Below are 15305 nucleotides of genomic sequence, written 5' to 3'. Positions count from 1 at the left end.
CATAAAAACAACAGGACTATCATGAGCAGCAAGATCTACTTCAACACCCGCCGCTTCAGCCCGAGCAAGTTGCTGCTGGGCCTCGGCACCCGGTTGCATCACGCCCTGGCGCCCGCCCACGCCAGGCGCACCGCCAGCAAGCTGCTGCTCACTCCGCAGCGCCCCGCGAGGGATACGCCACCACCGGCCGGCCTGGTGCAGCAGGCCATCCACACCGGCGAGGGCACCCTGATGAGCTACCGGCTCGGCCAGGGACCGGTCTGGCTGCTGATGCACGGCTGGTCTGGCAGCGCCAGCCAGTTCTATCCCCTGATGAGCCATATCGCCGCCCAGGGCTACACGGCGCTCGCCTACGATCACCCCGCCCACGGCCAGAGCGAGGGGAAAACGGGACACCTGCCCCGCTTCGTGCGCGCCTTCGACGAGATCCTCGAGCGCGTCGGCCCGGTGCAGGGGGTCATCACCCACAGCATGGGGGGCGCCGTTACCCTCAGCAGCCGTCACCCCGCCCTCGACGGGCTGCCGCTGCTGCTCATCTCCCCCGTGCTCGACTACGTGCCCCAGCTCTACGGCATGGTGGCCCGCTCCGGCTACTCCATCCGGCTGTTCGATGCGGTGGTCAAGGAGATAGAGCATGAATATCAGCACCCGCTCAGCACAGTGGATCCCCTTGGCCGGCTCGCCAGCCGAGCGGGGTCTGCCATCATAGTCCACGACGAGGAGGACAGGTTCGCTCCGCACCGGGATTCCCAGCGCGCGGTGGAAGATGGCCGCACCCGGCTGGTGAGCACCCGGGGCCTCGGCCATGGGCGCATCCTGACGAGCCCCCCCGTCTTTGCCGCCTTCGACCAGCTGAGCCAGCCCCTCGCCCGGGACTGAGTTAAAAACGGGCTGCAAAAAATGCGCGCGCGGCCCATTTTTATCCGCGATACAGCGTCTTATAGTTAAATTGCGCGGTGGCAACCCGCCCTGGCGATCACAATAAGGCGCACCATCATGGCCAGACCCAATACAGCTCTTCTGTTGACCGGTGGCGGTGCTCGCGCCGCCTATCAGGTCGGCGTCCTCAAGGCGGTGGCCGAGCTCTACCCCCGCAACATCGGCATCCCCTTCCCCATCCTGTGCGGCACCTCGGCAGGGGCCCTAAACATCACGGCACTGGCGTGCTACGCCTCCTGCTTCCACCTGGGGGTGCGCAAGCTGGAGTGGGTCTGGCGCCGTTTCGAGACCCACCACATCTTCGACTTTCACCCCTGCCAGCTGCTGTGGCGCACCCTCTATCAGGGCTCGGCCGGCCTCATCACGCCCCAGAGCAACCGGGCCTTCCACCTGTTCGATAACGCGCCCCTGCGCCGCCTGCTGGATCAACTCATCGACTACCATCGCATCGACGACAACATCCTCTACGGCAGCCTGGAGGCGATCGCCATCACCGCCTCCGACTACGACGACGGGCTCTCCACCACCTTCTTTCAGGGGCGGGCCGAGCATCAGCCCTGGGAGCGGGCCAGGCGACGCGGCTTGCGCACCCTGCTCACCTCGGATCACCTGATGGCCTCCGCCGCCCTGCCCTTCGTCTTTCCGGCCACCGCCATCGGGGACAGGGTCTATGGCGACGGTTCCATCCACCAGCTGAGCCCGCTCAGCCCCGCCATCCACCTGGGGGCGGAGCGGATCCTGCTGGTGACCCTGGACTCTCCCCACGGGGAGAATCCGACTCCCCGTCAGGGGCACCTGACCAGCTCCAACATCGCCGGCCACCTGCTCAACACCATCTTCTCCGACACCCTGAACTCGGATCTGGAGCGCCTCGGGCGCATCAACCAGACTCTCTCCCTCATTCCGGCCCGGGAGCGCAGCCGCCTGAAACTGCGCCAGGTGGAGACCTGCGTCATCCGCCCGAGCCAGGATCTGGATCTCATCGCCCTCGATTATCTGCCGAGGCTCCCGACCCAGCTGCGGCGTCTGCTGCGGGTGCTCGGGGTCAACGGTGAGGAGAGCAGCAGCCTGGCCAGCTTCCTGATGTTTGATCCCGGCTATTGCCAGCGGCTGATCAAACTGGGCTACCAGGATGCGCTGGCGCAGCGCCAGCGCATTGAAGACTTTCTGGACCTGCCCGGGCAAAAAGAGGAGGCCCGCCTGCGCGAGGGCGCCTGAGCCCCGGGGCCTTGGCGCAAACCAGGCCCTAGCGCCCCTCCAGCAGGCGCTGCTCTGCCTGCTCCATGGCGACGGCGGTTCCGAAGAGCACCAGGGTATCCCCCGCCAACAGCCGCAAATCCGCCCTGGGCTCCAGGCTGCGCTCCCCGCGATGCACCGCCTTTATCCGCACCTCGTCCAGGACGAGCTCCCGCACCCTGCGCCCCACCGCCCAGGCCTGATCGTGCAGCAGCACCGGGTGCAGCCGTTCCAGCAGCTGATCCGTCTCCAGGTTGCCGGCACTCTGCCCTCCCCAGTAGAAGCCGTGCAGGAAGCGGTACTGGCTGCTGCGCTCGTGCTCCATCCGCCGGATCACCCGGCCGATGGGGATGTCGCAATTGACCAGCAGGTGGGAGACCAGCATCAGGGCCCCCTCCTGGGATTCGGGGATCACCTCGAAGGCGCCGGCCTGCTTGTAGTGTTCGAGGAAGCTGTCGTCCCGGGTGCGCACCAGCACCTTGAGATCCCCCGCCAGCTCCCGAATAAGCGTCAGCATGGCGTCGACCCGCTTGCGATCGTCGAAGGTGATGATCACCAGCCTCGCCCGCAGCAGGCCGGCGGCCAGCAGGATGTCGCGGCGGCTGGCATCGCCGAACGCCACCTGCTCGCCCGCCTGCTTGGCCTCGCTCACCCGCTCGGGGTCCAGATCCAGCGCGAGAAAGGGGATCTCCTCGAGCTTGAGAAAGCGAGCGCAGGTCTGCCCGGTGCGGCCGAACCCGGCGATGATGACGTGCTGGTGCTTGCTCAGCCCCGACTGGGCGACCTCGGAGCGTGAGAGCAGGGACGCATCGGTGAGGGAGCGGGCCAGCCCCTGGGCCCGCAGCACCAGCCAGGGAGTGAGGGCGATGGAGATGACGCCGATGCCGATGAGCAGGGAGACCAGGCGGTGATCCAGCAGGCCGTGGTGGCTCGCCAGCGCCAGCAGCACGAAGCCGAACTCCCCCACCTGGCTCAGCATGATGCCGGCGGCCATGGCGTCGCGCTTGCGCTCCCCCATCAGGCGCCCCGCCAGCAGCACCAGCAGCGACTTGCACAGGATGAGGCCGACCACGCACAGCAGCAGCTGCCACCAGGCCCCCGCCACCAGCGTCCAGTCCATGGTCATGCCGATAGTGATGAAGAAGAGCCCCATCAGCACGTCCCGAAACGGCTTGATGTCCACCTCCAGCTGGTGACGATAGTGGGACTCCCCCAGCATCATGCCCACGAGAAAGGCCCCCAGCGCCATGGAGAGCCCCATCCACTGGGTGAGCGACGCCGCCAGCAAGGCCACCAGCAGGGTGCAGAGCACGAAGAGTTCGTCGGAGCGGGCCCGCGCCACCTCGTGAAACACCATGGGCAGCAGCCACTTGCCCACCGCCAGCAGGACCGACAGGGCAAGCAGCCCCTTGAGCGAGGCCCAGGCCACCTCCGCCAGGAGGGCGCTGCCCTGCACCTCGGGCCGGGCCAGTATGGGGATCATCACCAGCAAGGGCACCACGGCGAGATCCTGGAACAGCAGGACGCTCACTCCGAGCTGGGCCCGCCGGGTATGCATCTGTTTGAGCTCGCCGAGCTGTTTGATCACCACGGCGGTGGAAGAGAGTGCCAGGGTGCCCGACACCACCAGCGACTGGGGGAGGCTCAGCCCCCACCACCAGGCGAGCAGAAAAAACAGCAACGAGGTGAACAGCACCTGCAGACTGCCGACCCCCAGCACCAGCTTGCGCATGGCGAGCAGGCGTGGCAGCGAGAATTCGAGGCCGAGGGAGAACATCAGAAAGACGATGCCAAGCTCCCCTATGGTCTGCATCATGGCCTGCCCGGTGACGATGGCCGCCCCATGGGGACCGAGCAGCATGCCGACGAACAGATAGGCGAGGATCACCGGCTGGCCGAGGCGCCGGAAGATGGCCACCAGCAGGACTGCGAACAGCAGCAGGATCAACACGTCTGTGTACACCCATCCCTCCCTTTTTGTTGTGGATGGCCCGGCTGCCAGGACCTCCGGGGACGTCGAGGCGACACGCTCCCGCCCCTTCTGACGCCATCGGGCTGGTGCCTGAAGGGAGCGCGCCCCCTTCATTTTCCTTCCCGTTTCATCCCGTTAAGCCTAGCCAGCCCTTTTGTTTGGCATCGGACATATTTTGGGCACAAGGATTGCAGGAACCCGCCCAACGAGTAGAGAGGTGTAAGGGCTGCAAGGTGGAAAACACATCGTCATTGAACGGCTTCGGACATGGCATAGAGCAGTGGGTACAGCAGATGGAGCGGCTTGCGCCCCTGAGCGGCCAGGATGGCTATCAGCAGCTCGAGCAGTTGCTGGTACAACGGGATCTTGACGCCCTGCTGGCAATCTTTGCCGCGCGGGTGGCAAGCATTGTCCGGATCCATACGCTCCATTTCGACTGCGGCCAGCCTCACGCTCTCATCTCTCGCCCCCCCCAGGCCAGACTGGTGCTGCACAGCTATCGCTTCGAGCTGCGGGGCCAGCACGAACAGTTGCTCGGCCAGCTGCAATACGAGCTGGAACAGCCCCTGGGGGATGGCCAGCGCCGGCAGCTGGAGCAGTATCACCGGCTGCTATGCCTCCCCTTGCCGCTCTATCTGCGACTGGCTCAGCTGGAGCGCCAGGTACGACTCGATCACCTGACCGGGCTCGGCAATCGCGCCTACTTCGACGAGGCCATCGGCCGGGCGGTGGAACAGCACTGCCGGGAGCCCCACGGCCTGGTGCTGGTGCTGCTGGATCTCGATCGCTTCAAGCAGGTCAACGACACCTGGGGGCACCCGGTGGGCGATCTGGTGCTGAGCCGCTTCGCCCAGCTGCTGCAGGGGTGTATTCGCGGCACGGACCAGGCGTTTCGCCTCGGCGGGGATGAGTTCGCCCTGCTGCTGCAACCCGCCGATCCCGAGGCCTGGCGCCCGGTCTGGCTGCGGCTGCAACATGTGCTGCAGAGCCACAAGGAGCTCAGCGCCTTCTCGGTGGGATGCAGCCTGGGGGCCGCGAGCTGGCACGCCGGCATGGATGTGGAGCGGCTTTACGGGGCGGCGGATGCCCACCTCTACGCCCGCAAGAAAGCCGGGGGAACCGGCACCCCCGACTAGGGGCCAGGGCGTCCCCTGTCAGGGGCGCCCTTCATGTCTCGCCGTATATCTCACCGTCCGCGGGTGCGGCTCGCTGCCACTCCCATCCCACCCCGCCTATCGGCGTCATAAATCCGTCACAGACGAAGAGCCCGGCCACCAGAGCCGCCTGCTCCCCGTAATAAAGGATGGGAATGCGCCCCCGCAGCCAGGAGGGAACCCCGTACTCCTGCAGCAGCTTCTTGAGCCGCCGGCTCCCCCCTCGTCCTGTCGGCTTGAGCATGCTGCCGGGCGCCACCTGGAAGCGTATCGAGAGCGGCTCGTCCGCCCGGGGCGCCCGCAGCCCCTCCCCGCCCGATGACCACAACCTGAACGTCCCCAGACCGTCCGGCAGGGGGACTGCCTCCCCGACCCGGATGGGCAGCACCTCTTCACGGGGCGCGAGATCCGGCGCCACCAGATGCAGTCGCCCCTGATGGCGGCGGCACTCCAGCCCCTGCAGGCCCAGCCTGGGGTTGGCATCGTCCCGCGCCAGCGCCACCTCCTGCCACAGCAGGCCGAGCAGCTCCCGGGACGGCATCTCCCCCCCCTGGCGACGGATCCAGTAACGCAGCAGGTTGTTGCGACGGGCTGCGGATAATGCATGCAGAGGGGCGATGCGCAGCGCCTCCCCCTCACCGGCCCGTTGCCAATCCGACTCGGCCAGTTCGTTTATCAGCACCTCCTGCTCGGCACAGATCGCCATGGTACGTGCCGCCGTTTGGGCCATGGCGGGCCAGCGCGCCTTGAGGAGCGGGATGAGCTGCTGGCGCAGGAAGTTGCGGTCATAGCGGGTGTCCTGGTTGCTCTCGTCCTCCACCCAGCCATGGGGCAGGGTGGCGGCTGCGTCGGCCAGCTCGGCCCGGCTCACCTCGAGCAAGGGGCGCAGCAGCAGGCCACAGGCAAAGGGCTGGCTCGGCACCATGCCCGCCAGCCCGCGCAGGCCGGCGCCGCGCTTGAGCGCCAGCAGCAGGGTCTCCAGCTGATCGTCCTGATGATGGGCGGTGAGCAGCCACTCCCCCTCGCCAAGATGAGCGGCAAGGCTCTGATAGCGGGCCTCGCGGGCCTGTGCCTCCAGGCTGTCCCCACTGCCCCGTTGCAGCTGCACCCGCGCAGTGATGAGCGGCACCGCCAGTTGCTGGCACACCCCTTCGCAGTGGGCCACCCACTCATCGGCATTTGGGCTCAGGCCGTGGTGCACGTGCAGGGCGCGCAGGGCAAGGCCGTGCTCCCGGGCGAAGCGGGCCGCCAGCACCAGCAGCACGGTGGAATCGAGCCCGCCGCTGAAGGCCACCAGCAGGCCACGGGAACCTTCCGGCGCGGGCAGAGTCTGACAAAAACGAGAATAAATACGAGAAATCATAGGCTTCCCCAATATGACCTGGCCGATCTTAGCAGAGTCGGGCTTATCAAGCGCTAACCCGGCTGCTAGAGTGAGGCGCTCCCTGTGTGGGCAAGGAAGCCGTATAACCCGAATTGGAATCCAACATAATGAACAACAAGAAAAGCATACTGGCCGCCCTCGTCGGGCTGGCCCTGCTGGCCGGCTGCAGTCAGGCACCGGATGGCGCAGACAAGCACTCCGGCCTCGCGCTGGCCAACATGGACACCAGCGTCAAACCCGGTGACGACTTCTTCCGCTATGTGAACGGCCACTGGCTGGCCACCGCCAAGATCCCGGACGACAGGCCCGCAGACGGTGCCTTCTACCTGTTGCGGGACAAATCCCTGGCGGACGTGCGGGTGCTGGTGGAAGGGCTGGACGGCAAGGCTGCCACCGGCACGCCGGCCCAGCAGATCCGTGATCTCTACCAGAGCTACCTGGATAAGAAGACCCGGGATGCCAAGGGGACTACCCCCCTGCTGCCCATGCTGAGCGCCATCGACCGCATCGGCAGCAGCCAGGAGCTCGCCCGCGCCTTCGCCCAGAGCGCCCGCACCGGTGGCAACGCCCCCTTCGGCTTCTGGATAGACGCGGACGCCAAGGCGCCGGACAGCTATGCAGTCTACCTCTACCAGTCCGGGCTCGGCCTGCCGGACAGGGACTACTACCTCAAGACCGACGCCAACAGTCAGGCGCTCTTGCAAAAATACGAGCAGCACATCGCCGCCATGCTGGCCCGCTTCGGTGAGGCGGATGCGGGGGCCAAGGCCAAACGCATCCTGGCCCTCGAAACGGCGATCGCCCGCATCCAGTGGGACAACGTAGCCCTGCGGGATCGGGAGAAGAACTACAACAAGGGGCCAGTGAGCGAACTCAAGCGCCTCGCCCCCACCATCGACTGGGACGCCTATCTCGGCCAGGCCGGCCTCGCAGGGCAGCAGAGCCTGGTCATCGGCCAGCCGAGCTACCTCGCGGCCCTGAACGGCCTGATGGCGCAGACCCCCATGGGCGACTGGCAGGCTTACCTCAAGTGGCAGCTCATCACCGATTACGCCCCCTACCTCGACAGCCAGACCGATGATCAGAGCTTCGCCTTCTTCGGCACCACCCTGAGCGGCACGCCCAAGCAGCGCGCCCCCTGGGAGAGGGCCCTCGGCGTGCTGGACAACAACCTGGGGGAGGCGGTGGGCAAGCTCTACGTGGAGCGCTACTTCCCGCCAGCGGCCAAGGCCCGCATGGAGCAGCTGGTGGAGAATCTGCGCACCGCCTACGGCCAGAGCATCCAGGAGCTGGACTGGATGTCGCCGGCGACCAAGGCCCAGGCCCTCGAGAAGCTCGCCAAGTTCAGGCCCAAGATAGGCTATCCGGACAAGTGGAAGGACTACAGCGCCATCGCGATCCGCGCCGACGATCTGGTGGGCAACCTGCTGCGCGCCCGCGCCTTCGAATACGCCGACAACCTGGCGCGCCTTGGCAAGCCGGTGGACAGGGACGAGTGGCACATGTCACCCCAGACGGTGAACGCCTACTACAACTCGAGCAACAACGAGATCGTCTTCCCGGCCGCCATCTTGCAGCCTCCCTTCTTCGACATGACGGCGGATGACGCGGTCAACTACGGTGCCATCGGCGGGGTGATCGGCCACGAGATGGGCCACGGTTTTGATGATCAGGGGGCCAAATCCGACGGCGACGGCGTGATGCGCGACTGGTGGACGCCGGCCGATCTCAAGGAGTTCAGGTTCCGCACCAGCCGGCTGGTGGCCCAGTACAACCGCTTCGAACCCATCAAGGGCCAGTACGTCAACGGCCAGTTCACCCTGGGGGAGAACATCGGCGATCTCGGCGGACTCACCATCGCCCACAAGGCCTACCTGCTGTCCCTGGATGGCAAGGAGGCCCCGGTGCTGGACGGCTTCACCGGTGAGCAGCGCTTCTTCCTCGGCTGGGCCCAGGTGTGGAAGGGCATGTATCGCCCCGAGCTGATGCAGATGCTGCTCGCCTCGGATCCCCACTCGCCGCCCGAGTACCGGGTCAATGGCGTGGTGCCGAACATCCCCGCCTTCTACGAAGCGTTCAACATCCAGCCGGGTGACAAGCTCTATCTGGACCCGGCCAAACGGGTCAAGATCTGGTAATGACGGCCCCGATGAGGGGCGGATGACGCGGGCCGACGGGGATTGCCCGGCCGGCCCGCACAGTGACACAGGTGGCGGGCAGCCGCCACCGCAGTAACAAGGGTCAAACCGATGAAAGCCTTGCTCATGACACTCGGCCTGCTCACCCTGCCCCTCGCCAGCCAGGCGGCGGACGGGTTCTTCAAACAGATGACGCTCCCCTCAGGCCAGGTAGTGACCGTCAGCGAGGGGCGCGGCGAGCCGGCCTCCACCGGCAGTTACGACGTGCGCCTCTACTCCGGCGCCAACCCCCAGTTCCCGCTGGATCAGTTCATCGACGGCAAGGTGCTGCCCCGCGATGGCAGCATCAAGGAACTCAAGCTGCTGGATCTCGACGGCGACAAGCAGCCCGAGCTCATCGTCGTGATCGAGAGTGCCGGCAGCGGCAGCTACCTGAGCGCCGACGCCCTCACCATCAAGCCCCGGGAGGGGCTGGAGAGCTTCAACCACGTGGAGGGGCTGGCCCCCAAGGACGATGTGATAGAGGCCCTCAAGACCCCTCACGACTGATCCCCCCATCACCACGCCCCGCCCAGCGGGGCGTTTTTTTTCTGCGCCTTCCGATGCGGCGCCCACGGCCCCCCATACCACGGATAGACGCTCATTTTTTATGCGCTTATAATCGCCGCACCGTGCCATAACGAAACACAAGGAGGTAAAAATGGTTATCCAAGCGTGTCCGATGTTCTCGGCTCGCCTGTTCGGCACATTTGCCTGCTCTTGCCTGCATACCATCGCGCTGCGATAGCGGGTTCGAGCAAAGCCGACTCCCTTCCATACCGAGACCTTTCTCGACTCTGCCGTTGTCGCCAGCGCTCCTGATGACAGGGATCTTCGATCCCGCGATTTAAGAGAGCAAGAGCATGACAACCCTGATGAGTACCCATTCCCTGCAGATGAGTGCGGGGCACCTTCCGTTATTTGACCACCTCGAACTCGGCATCCGCGCAGGCGACCGGCTCGGCCTGATTGGCGCCAACGGCTGCGGCAAGAGCACATTGCTGGCGCTGCTGGCGGGCGAGCGCACGCCCCAGACCGGCCAGGTCGTGCAGGCCGCTGCCTGCCGCTGCGAGTTCGTGGCCCAGCAACTGCCCGCCAGGCTTTCAACCCTCAGCACCCGCGCCGTGCTGCTGGATGCCCTGGGCAACGACCCGGGCGCCGAATGGCAGGTGGACAAGCTGCTGGCCGAGCTGCAGCTGGAGGCCCAGGCCGCGCTGCCGGTCAGTGCCCTGAGCGGCGGCCAGCACAGCCGGCTGCAGATAGGGCGCGCCCTGCTGCGCCAACCCAACCTGCTGCTGCTCGATGAGCCCAGCAACCACCTGGACTTGCCCGCCCTGCTCTGGCTCGAGCAGTTTCTGCTGGGCTGGCGCGGCGCCTTCGTGCTGGTCTCCCACGACGCTCGCCTGCTGGACAGGGTCACCGAGCAGACCCTGATCCTGCGAGATGGCCAGCTGCACCGCTTCGCCCTGCCCTGCAGCCAGGCCAGAGCGACCCTGGCCGCCGAGGATGAGCAGGCCCGCCTGCGCCGGGCCGACGAACAAAAGGAGATAGATCGCCTGAGCGCCAGCAGCAAGCGCCTCGCCATCTGGGGGCGGGAGCATGACAACGAGAAGCTGGTGCGCCAGGCCAAATCCATGGAAAAACGCATCGCCCGCCTGCAGGAGGAGCAGAGCCAGGTCGCGGCGCTAGCCCCCTGGCGGCTCGAGCTGCGCGGGCTGAGCCTGCCTGCCGACACCCTGCTGCGGCTGGAGGCCCTCGACGTGGCGCCGGCACCGGCATTGCCGCCGCTGCTGCGGGCCGAAGGGCTCTGGCTGCGGGCGGGTGACAGGGTCGCCCTGCTCGGTGCCAACGGCACCGGCAAGTCCTCCCTGCTGCGCCAGTGCTGGCGCGAGCGGGCTGCGCAGAGCCCGCAGGCGGGCTGGTACTGCCACCCCGGCGCCAGCATCGCCTATTACGATCAATCCCTGCAGCAGCTGGCTGACGACGCCACCCTGAGCGACGCCCTGTACCCCCTGGCCCCCCTTCCTGAAGGGGCTCGGCGTCAGGCGCTGATCCGGGCGGGCTTCCCCTATGTCCGCCACGGCCAGCAGGTGCGCACCCTGAGCGGGGGCGAGCGGGCACGGCTGCTGTTTCTCGCCCTGTCCCTCGGCAGCCACCACATGCTCTGGCTCGACGAGCCCACCAACCACCTGGATCTGGCGGGCAAGGAGGAGCTGGCTGACGCCATTGCCGCCTTCCCGGGGGGCGTGCTGCTGGTCTCCCACGATCGGGAGCTGATCGAGCGCAGTTGCAACCGCTTCTGGCTGATAAGAGATGGGTGCATCCAGGAGGCTCACAGCGCCGAGCGGGCCTATGCCGAGCTGCTTGGCAACCCGCCCTTGCCGGCAACAGACAAGGCAAGCCTGACCGACTCCGCCATGGAGCAGACCCCGGCCGGCCCGACGGATGACGAAGAGGCACTGCTGGCGCGCTGGTATGAACTCGATGCCCTGCTCGCCGCCGATCTGGCCCGCAAGCCCAGGCACCAGACCCCGCGCCTGCAGCAGCAGTGGCGTGACGAGCTGGCACGCCTTGCCGACCTGCTCGACCTTGCCTGACGCCAGCCAGCATCACTCACCCGTTATTACTCAACTCACGCGGCCAGCCACGGCTGGCCGCAAGGAGCCCATATGACATCAACGCCACAACCCGACATCAGGCTGGATCCCGTCACCGACGCCGACCTGCCCCACATCTACCACGGCCTGTCGGATCCGCGGGTCGTCGCCTACTACGGCGTCAGCTACGACAGCCTGACGGCCTGCCTGGCCCAGATGGCCTGGTATGCCGAGCTGACCCGCACCGGTCGCGGTGCCTGGCACCTCATTCGTGACCGGCGCACCAGCGAGCCGCTCGGCGCCATTGGCTACAACGATGCCGACCCCACTCACCGGCGGGCCGAGCTGGGCTACTGGCTCTATCCCGAACACTGGGGCAAGGGGGTAATGAGCGCGGCGCTGCAACTGTGGCTGCCGCTCACTTATCGCACCACAGCGCTGCACCGGCTGCTGGCGGTGGTGGAGGAGCCCAACCTCCCCTCCGCCCGCCTGCTGGAGCGGGCCGGCTTTCACTACGAGGGCACGGCGCGGGAGTGCGAACGCAAGGGGGATGGTTTCATCTCCCTGCGCCACTACGCCATCTTGCGAAGCGACCTGCCCGCCAACCGCTGACAGGCAGCAAAAAGCCCCGCAGTGCGGGGCTTTTGTCGGGTTACTTGATGGCGCAGACGTCGCCAGCCAACGTGCGGCGGCGTCTGCGTCGCCACAGGGAGAAGAGACCATACCCCGCACTCAGCGCCACCGCATAGAGCACCTGGGAGGCAAGGGCCACCAGCACGGCAAGGCAGAGCACAGCGCTCACCCCCGCCAGCCCCTTGCCGACCCCGCCGAGCAGGCGCCAGCCCGCCGCCATGCAGAGCAGGTAGACCAGCACGAAGTTGCCGTTGGCATAGCGGATGAGTTCGTCGAGGGGCAACCGCAGCCAGAGGATCAGGGTGATGGAGACGAAACAGATGGCGAGCACCCAGGCAAGGGCATGGAGAGGGGCGCCCCGGGCCGAGAGCCGGGCCAGGGAGGCGGGCAACTTGCCCTCCCGCGCCATGCTCCAGATAAGCCGGGCGAAGCCTTGCAGGTAGATGTTGATGCTGGCGAAGCAGGAGAGGTAGCCGAGCACCGCCACCAGCCACTTGGCGGTGGGGCCGAACAGCAAGGAGAGCAGGGCCGGAATGGCGGTGGCATTGGTCGCCTCGTCCCCGTAGAGGCCATATTTGAGCACCACCAGGGAGTGCACCCAGTAGATGAGCCCCGCCAGCAGCACGCCGCCCAGCAGGGCCAGCGGATAGTCCCGCTCTGGCCGCTTGAACTCCTCCCCCATGTGGGCGAAGGCCTCGAGCCCCACGAAACACCAGAACATCACCGCCAGCGCCGAGCCCATGGCGGGCCACTCGTCCGTCGTCGGCAGCGGCCGGGCCGCATCGTGCCAGCTCAGATCCCCCTTGAACCAGATGAGCAGGGTGAGCCCCAGGATCGCCAGGGCGATCAGCAGTTGCAAGTTGCCGGAGGAACGCGCTCCGTGCAGCCCCAGCAGGAAGACCCCGAGCAGGGTGAGCAGCTGGATGCCCCACAGGGTCCACTCCCCCATGTCGAACAGGGCGTGCCAGAAACCGGCGGCGATGGTGAGGGCGGCGGGCAGGCCCACCGGCAGCACCGCCAGAAACAGGAAGGCGGAGAAGCGCTCGGCGCCGTTGCCAAAGGCAAGGCCAATCAGATGGGGGGCGCCTCCCGCGTGGGGATAACGACGGCCGAGGCGGGCGAAGGTAAAGGCGATGGGCAGTACCAGCGCAATCAGCAGCAACCAGGCCCAGAGGGACGCCCCGCCCGCCAGGGAGGCGGCCGTCGCCGGCACCACGAAGATCCCGGTGCCGAGCAATGAGGTGGCGAGCAGCCCCATCCCCTGCCAGAGCCCGAGATCCTTTTTCAACCCAGACATATCCTTTTGTCCTGTCTAGAAAAACATCCCGCCATGTTAGGCCTCCCCCGCCCCTTTGTTAAGCACTCTGCGCCGCAAACAAAAAAGCCGCCTCTGGCGAGGCGGCTTTTTCATTCAACGGATTGACCGGCGTTATCAGGCAATCAGCTTGTAGAGGATACCGGACATGGCGATGAGGCCGATGAGGGTCACGAAGCCGTTGCTGAGGTTGCCAGCGTATTTGCGCATGGCCGGCACCTTGGCGATGGCGTACATGGGCATCAGGAACAGCAGCATCGCGATGATGGGGCCGCCCAGGTCTTCAATCATGCCGAGGATGCTCGGGTTGATGGTGGCCACGGCCCAGGTGGTCAGGATCATGAAGATCGCGGTCACCTTGTTCAGTTGCTTGACGTCAACGTTCTTGCCCTTCTCGCGCAGGGACTTGGCCATCAGGCCGTTCATGCCTTCTTGCGCACCCAGGTAGTGACCCAGGAAGGACTTGCTGATGGCAACCATGGCAATCAGCGGCGCCACGGTGGCGATCACCGGGTTGTCAAAGTGGTTGGCCAGGTAGGAGAGGATGGAGATGTTCTGCTCCTTGGCGGCCGCCAGATCGGCCGGGGAGAGGCTCAGCACGCAGCTGAACACGAAGAACATCACTGTCATCACCATCATGACGTGGGCGCCCAGCAGAATGTTGCTGCACTTCTTCTCGGCGTTCTCACCGTAACGACCCTTGTTGTCCACCGCGAAGGAGGAGATGATCGGGGAGTGGTTGAAGGAGAACACCATGACAGGGATGGCCAGCCACAGGGTCTTGAGGAAGTCGCCGTTGAAGGCATCGCCCAGCGCCGGTGCTTCGGTGATGATGGCACCGTTCCAGTGCGGGATCAGGTAGAGCGCCAGGCCCATCAGGGTCAGCACGAACGGGAAGACCAGCACACTCATCGCCTTGACGATGACCTGACCGCCGAGGCGGACGATGGCCATCAGACCCAGGATCAGCGCCAGGGAGAGGATGGCACGGGGAGGAGCAGTCATGCCCAGCTGGTGCACCATCAGGCTCTCGACGGTGTTGGTGATGGCGACCGAGTACATCAGCAGGATGGGGTAGATGGCGAAGAAGTAGAGCAGGGTGATGAACTTGCCTGCGGTCTTGCCGAAGTGCTCTTCCACCACCTCGGTGATGTCGCCATCACGGGTGGAGCCGGACAGCACGAAGCGGGTCAGGCCGCGGTGGGCGAAGAAGGTCAGCGGCAGGGCCAGGATCAACATGGCGACCAGCGGCCACAGGCCACCTACACCGGCATTGATCGGCAGGAAGAGGACACCGGCACCGATGGCGGTACCGTACAGACCCAGCATCCAGACCACATCGGCCTTGTTGATGCCACGGGAGGAGGCTTTGCTTAAGCTGCCTTCAACTGCAATGTTCATGTCAGACATAGGGGTGTTCCTGTCATCAAGGAAAGTGGAATCTCGTTGCTTATTGGCCATCTGGCCGGTTCCTCGTCCCTGGAACTGCTGCTGTTCATCCCTGTGGTTGTGCTCTCACGCCAGGGCAATGGGGCCATCGCGTCCCGCGACAACCGAATTGCAACAAACTGCGGCATGAAATCCTGAACCTGATGGCGGCGCCTTCCGTCGTTAACAAGCTGACAACGGTCGCCTCATCCGATGAGCAGACTCTAGTTAAAAGGCCCTATTAATCACAGCGTTTTTTTGAATTAATCAACCAAAGTTTGATTGCAGTCGCCTTTCAATCGCGTTAGATCACATTGCAATCGCCATATTGCGATTTTTTTTAACAAATAAACTGTTCTTGGCATCTCCTTGCCCTCGGAAAACAGCAACAAACCCATTACAAACCCCGCTACCTGCGTGCCGATTGTCTCCCGTCCTCCCTTGACGTACCCTTGCCTTTCGCCCTCTTC

The 15305-nt window shown here is 65.6% G+C and carries 11 protein-coding genes; 7 read left to right on the top strand and 4 right to left on the bottom strand.

What is annotated here, in order from left to right:
* Positions 1-21: 21 nt before the first annotated feature.
* Together J9885_RS03510 and J9885_RS03505 are read left to right on the top strand one after the other, a co-directional pair.
* On the top strand, positions 22-879 hold the full coding sequence (locus J9885_RS03510; RefSeq protein ID WP_210548110.1) for an alpha/beta fold hydrolase: 858 nt from the start codon (positions 22-24) through the stop codon (positions 877-879).
* 117 nt (positions 880-996) lie between these two features.
* Positions 997-2157, top strand: a complete 1161-nt coding sequence (locus J9885_RS03505) for a patatin-like phospholipase family protein (protein WP_210548109.1) — start codon at positions 997-999, stop codon at positions 2155-2157.
* Positions 2158-2185: 28 nt separating this feature from the next.
* Here the strand turns inward: J9885_RS03505 and J9885_RS03500 are convergent, their stop codons facing one another.
* The gene (locus tag J9885_RS03500) at positions 2186-4138 is read right to left on the bottom strand and encodes a monovalent cation:proton antiporter family protein (RefSeq protein WP_210548108.1); all 1953 of its coding nucleotides are present in this window, start codon (positions 4136-4138) and stop codon (positions 2186-2188) included.
* Positions 4139-4380: 242 nt separating this feature from the next.
* On the opposite strand from J9885_RS03500, the gene J9885_RS03495 reads away from it, so the two are divergent.
* Positions 4381-5283, top strand: coding sequence for a GGDEF domain-containing protein (locus J9885_RS03495; RefSeq protein ID WP_043758762.1), 903 nt, complete (start codon positions 4381-4383; stop codon positions 5281-5283).
* A 31-nt stretch (positions 5284-5314) separates the two neighbouring features.
* Here the strand turns inward: J9885_RS03495 and tilS are convergent, their stop codons facing one another.
* A complete protein-coding gene (gene tilS / locus J9885_RS03490) occupies positions 5315-6664 on the bottom strand; it encodes a tRNA lysidine(34) synthetase TilS (RefSeq protein ID WP_210548107.1) in 1350 nt (449 codons plus the stop codon).
* 128 nt (positions 6665-6792) lie between these two features.
* On the opposite strand from tilS, the gene J9885_RS03485 reads away from it, so the two are divergent.
* The 4 genes from J9885_RS03485 to J9885_RS03470 all read left to right on the top strand — a co-directional run bounded on the left by J9885_RS03485 (position 6793) and on the right by J9885_RS03470 (position 12071).
* A complete protein-coding gene (locus J9885_RS03485) occupies positions 6793-8823 on the top strand; it encodes a M13 family metallopeptidase (protein ID WP_210548106.1) in 2031 nt (676 codons plus the stop codon).
* 111 nt (positions 8824-8934) lie between these two features.
* A complete protein-coding gene (locus J9885_RS03480; RefSeq protein ID WP_210548105.1) occupies positions 8935-9372 on the top strand; it encodes a PliI family lysozyme inhibitor of I-type lysozyme in 438 nt (145 codons plus the stop codon).
* A gap of 353 nt (positions 9373-9725) precedes the next feature.
* Complete coding sequence (locus J9885_RS03475) at positions 9726-11459, top strand: ATP-binding cassette domain-containing protein (protein ID WP_210548104.1); 1734 nt, start codon at positions 9726-9728, stop codon at positions 11457-11459.
* 72 nt (positions 11460-11531) lie between these two features.
* Entirely contained in the window at positions 11532-12071 is a 540-nt protein-coding gene (locus J9885_RS03470) for a GNAT family protein (protein WP_210548103.1), read from the top strand.
* A 40-nt stretch (positions 12072-12111) separates the two neighbouring features.
* Here the strand turns inward: J9885_RS03470 and yjeH are convergent, their stop codons facing one another.
* Positions 12112-13389, bottom strand: coding sequence for an L-methionine/branched-chain amino acid transporter (gene yjeH / locus J9885_RS03465; RefSeq protein WP_210548102.1), 1278 nt, complete (start codon positions 13387-13389; stop codon positions 12112-12114).
* A 135-nt stretch (positions 13390-13524) separates the two neighbouring features.
* The gene (locus tag J9885_RS03460; RefSeq protein WP_043758752.1) at positions 13525-14817 is read right to left on the bottom strand and encodes an HAAAP family serine/threonine permease; all 1293 of its coding nucleotides are present in this window, start codon (positions 14815-14817) and stop codon (positions 13525-13527) included.
* Positions 14818-15305: the final 488 nt, after the last annotated feature.

The organism is Aeromonas sp. SrichE-2G (genome assembly GCF_017939565.1).
In the GTDB taxonomy this organism is placed as follows: Bacteria; Pseudomonadota; Gammaproteobacteria; order Enterobacterales; family Aeromonadaceae; genus Aeromonas; species Aeromonas taiwanensis.
Note: the sequence above shows the minus strand (reverse complement) of the source record. Positions and strands in the feature narration are given on the sequence as shown.

What these genes read in the sequence shown, in the direction of transcription:
- J9885_RS03470 (WP_210548103.1), top strand. Translation starts at nt 11,532, where the DNA reads ATGACATCAACGCCACAACCCGACATCAGGCTGGATCCCGTCACCGAC.
- J9885_RS03510 (WP_210548110.1), top strand. Translation starts at nt 22, where the DNA reads ATGAGCAGCAAGATCTACTTCAACACCCGCCGCTTCAGCCCGAGCAAG.
- tilS (WP_210548107.1), bottom strand. Translation starts at nt 6,664, where the DNA reads ATGATTTCTCGTATTTATTCTCGTTTTTGTCAGACTCTGCCCGCGCCG.
- J9885_RS03480 (WP_210548105.1), top strand. Translation starts at nt 8,935, where the DNA reads ATGAAAGCCTTGCTCATGACACTCGGCCTGCTCACCCTGCCCCTCGCC.
- J9885_RS03460 (WP_043758752.1), bottom strand. Translation starts at nt 14,817, where the DNA reads ATGTCTGACATGAACATTGCAGTTGAAGGCAGCTTAAGCAAAGCCTCC.
- J9885_RS03485 (WP_210548106.1), top strand. Translation starts at nt 6,793, where the DNA reads ATGAACAACAAGAAAAGCATACTGGCCGCCCTCGTCGGGCTGGCCCTG.
- J9885_RS03475 (WP_210548104.1), top strand. Translation starts at nt 9,726, where the DNA reads ATGACAACCCTGATGAGTACCCATTCCCTGCAGATGAGTGCGGGGCAC.
- J9885_RS03505 (WP_210548109.1), top strand. Translation starts at nt 997, where the DNA reads ATGGCCAGACCCAATACAGCTCTTCTGTTGACCGGTGGCGGTGCTCGC.
- yjeH (WP_210548102.1), bottom strand. Translation starts at nt 13,389, where the DNA reads ATGTCTGGGTTGAAAAAGGATCTCGGGCTCTGGCAGGGGATGGGGCTG.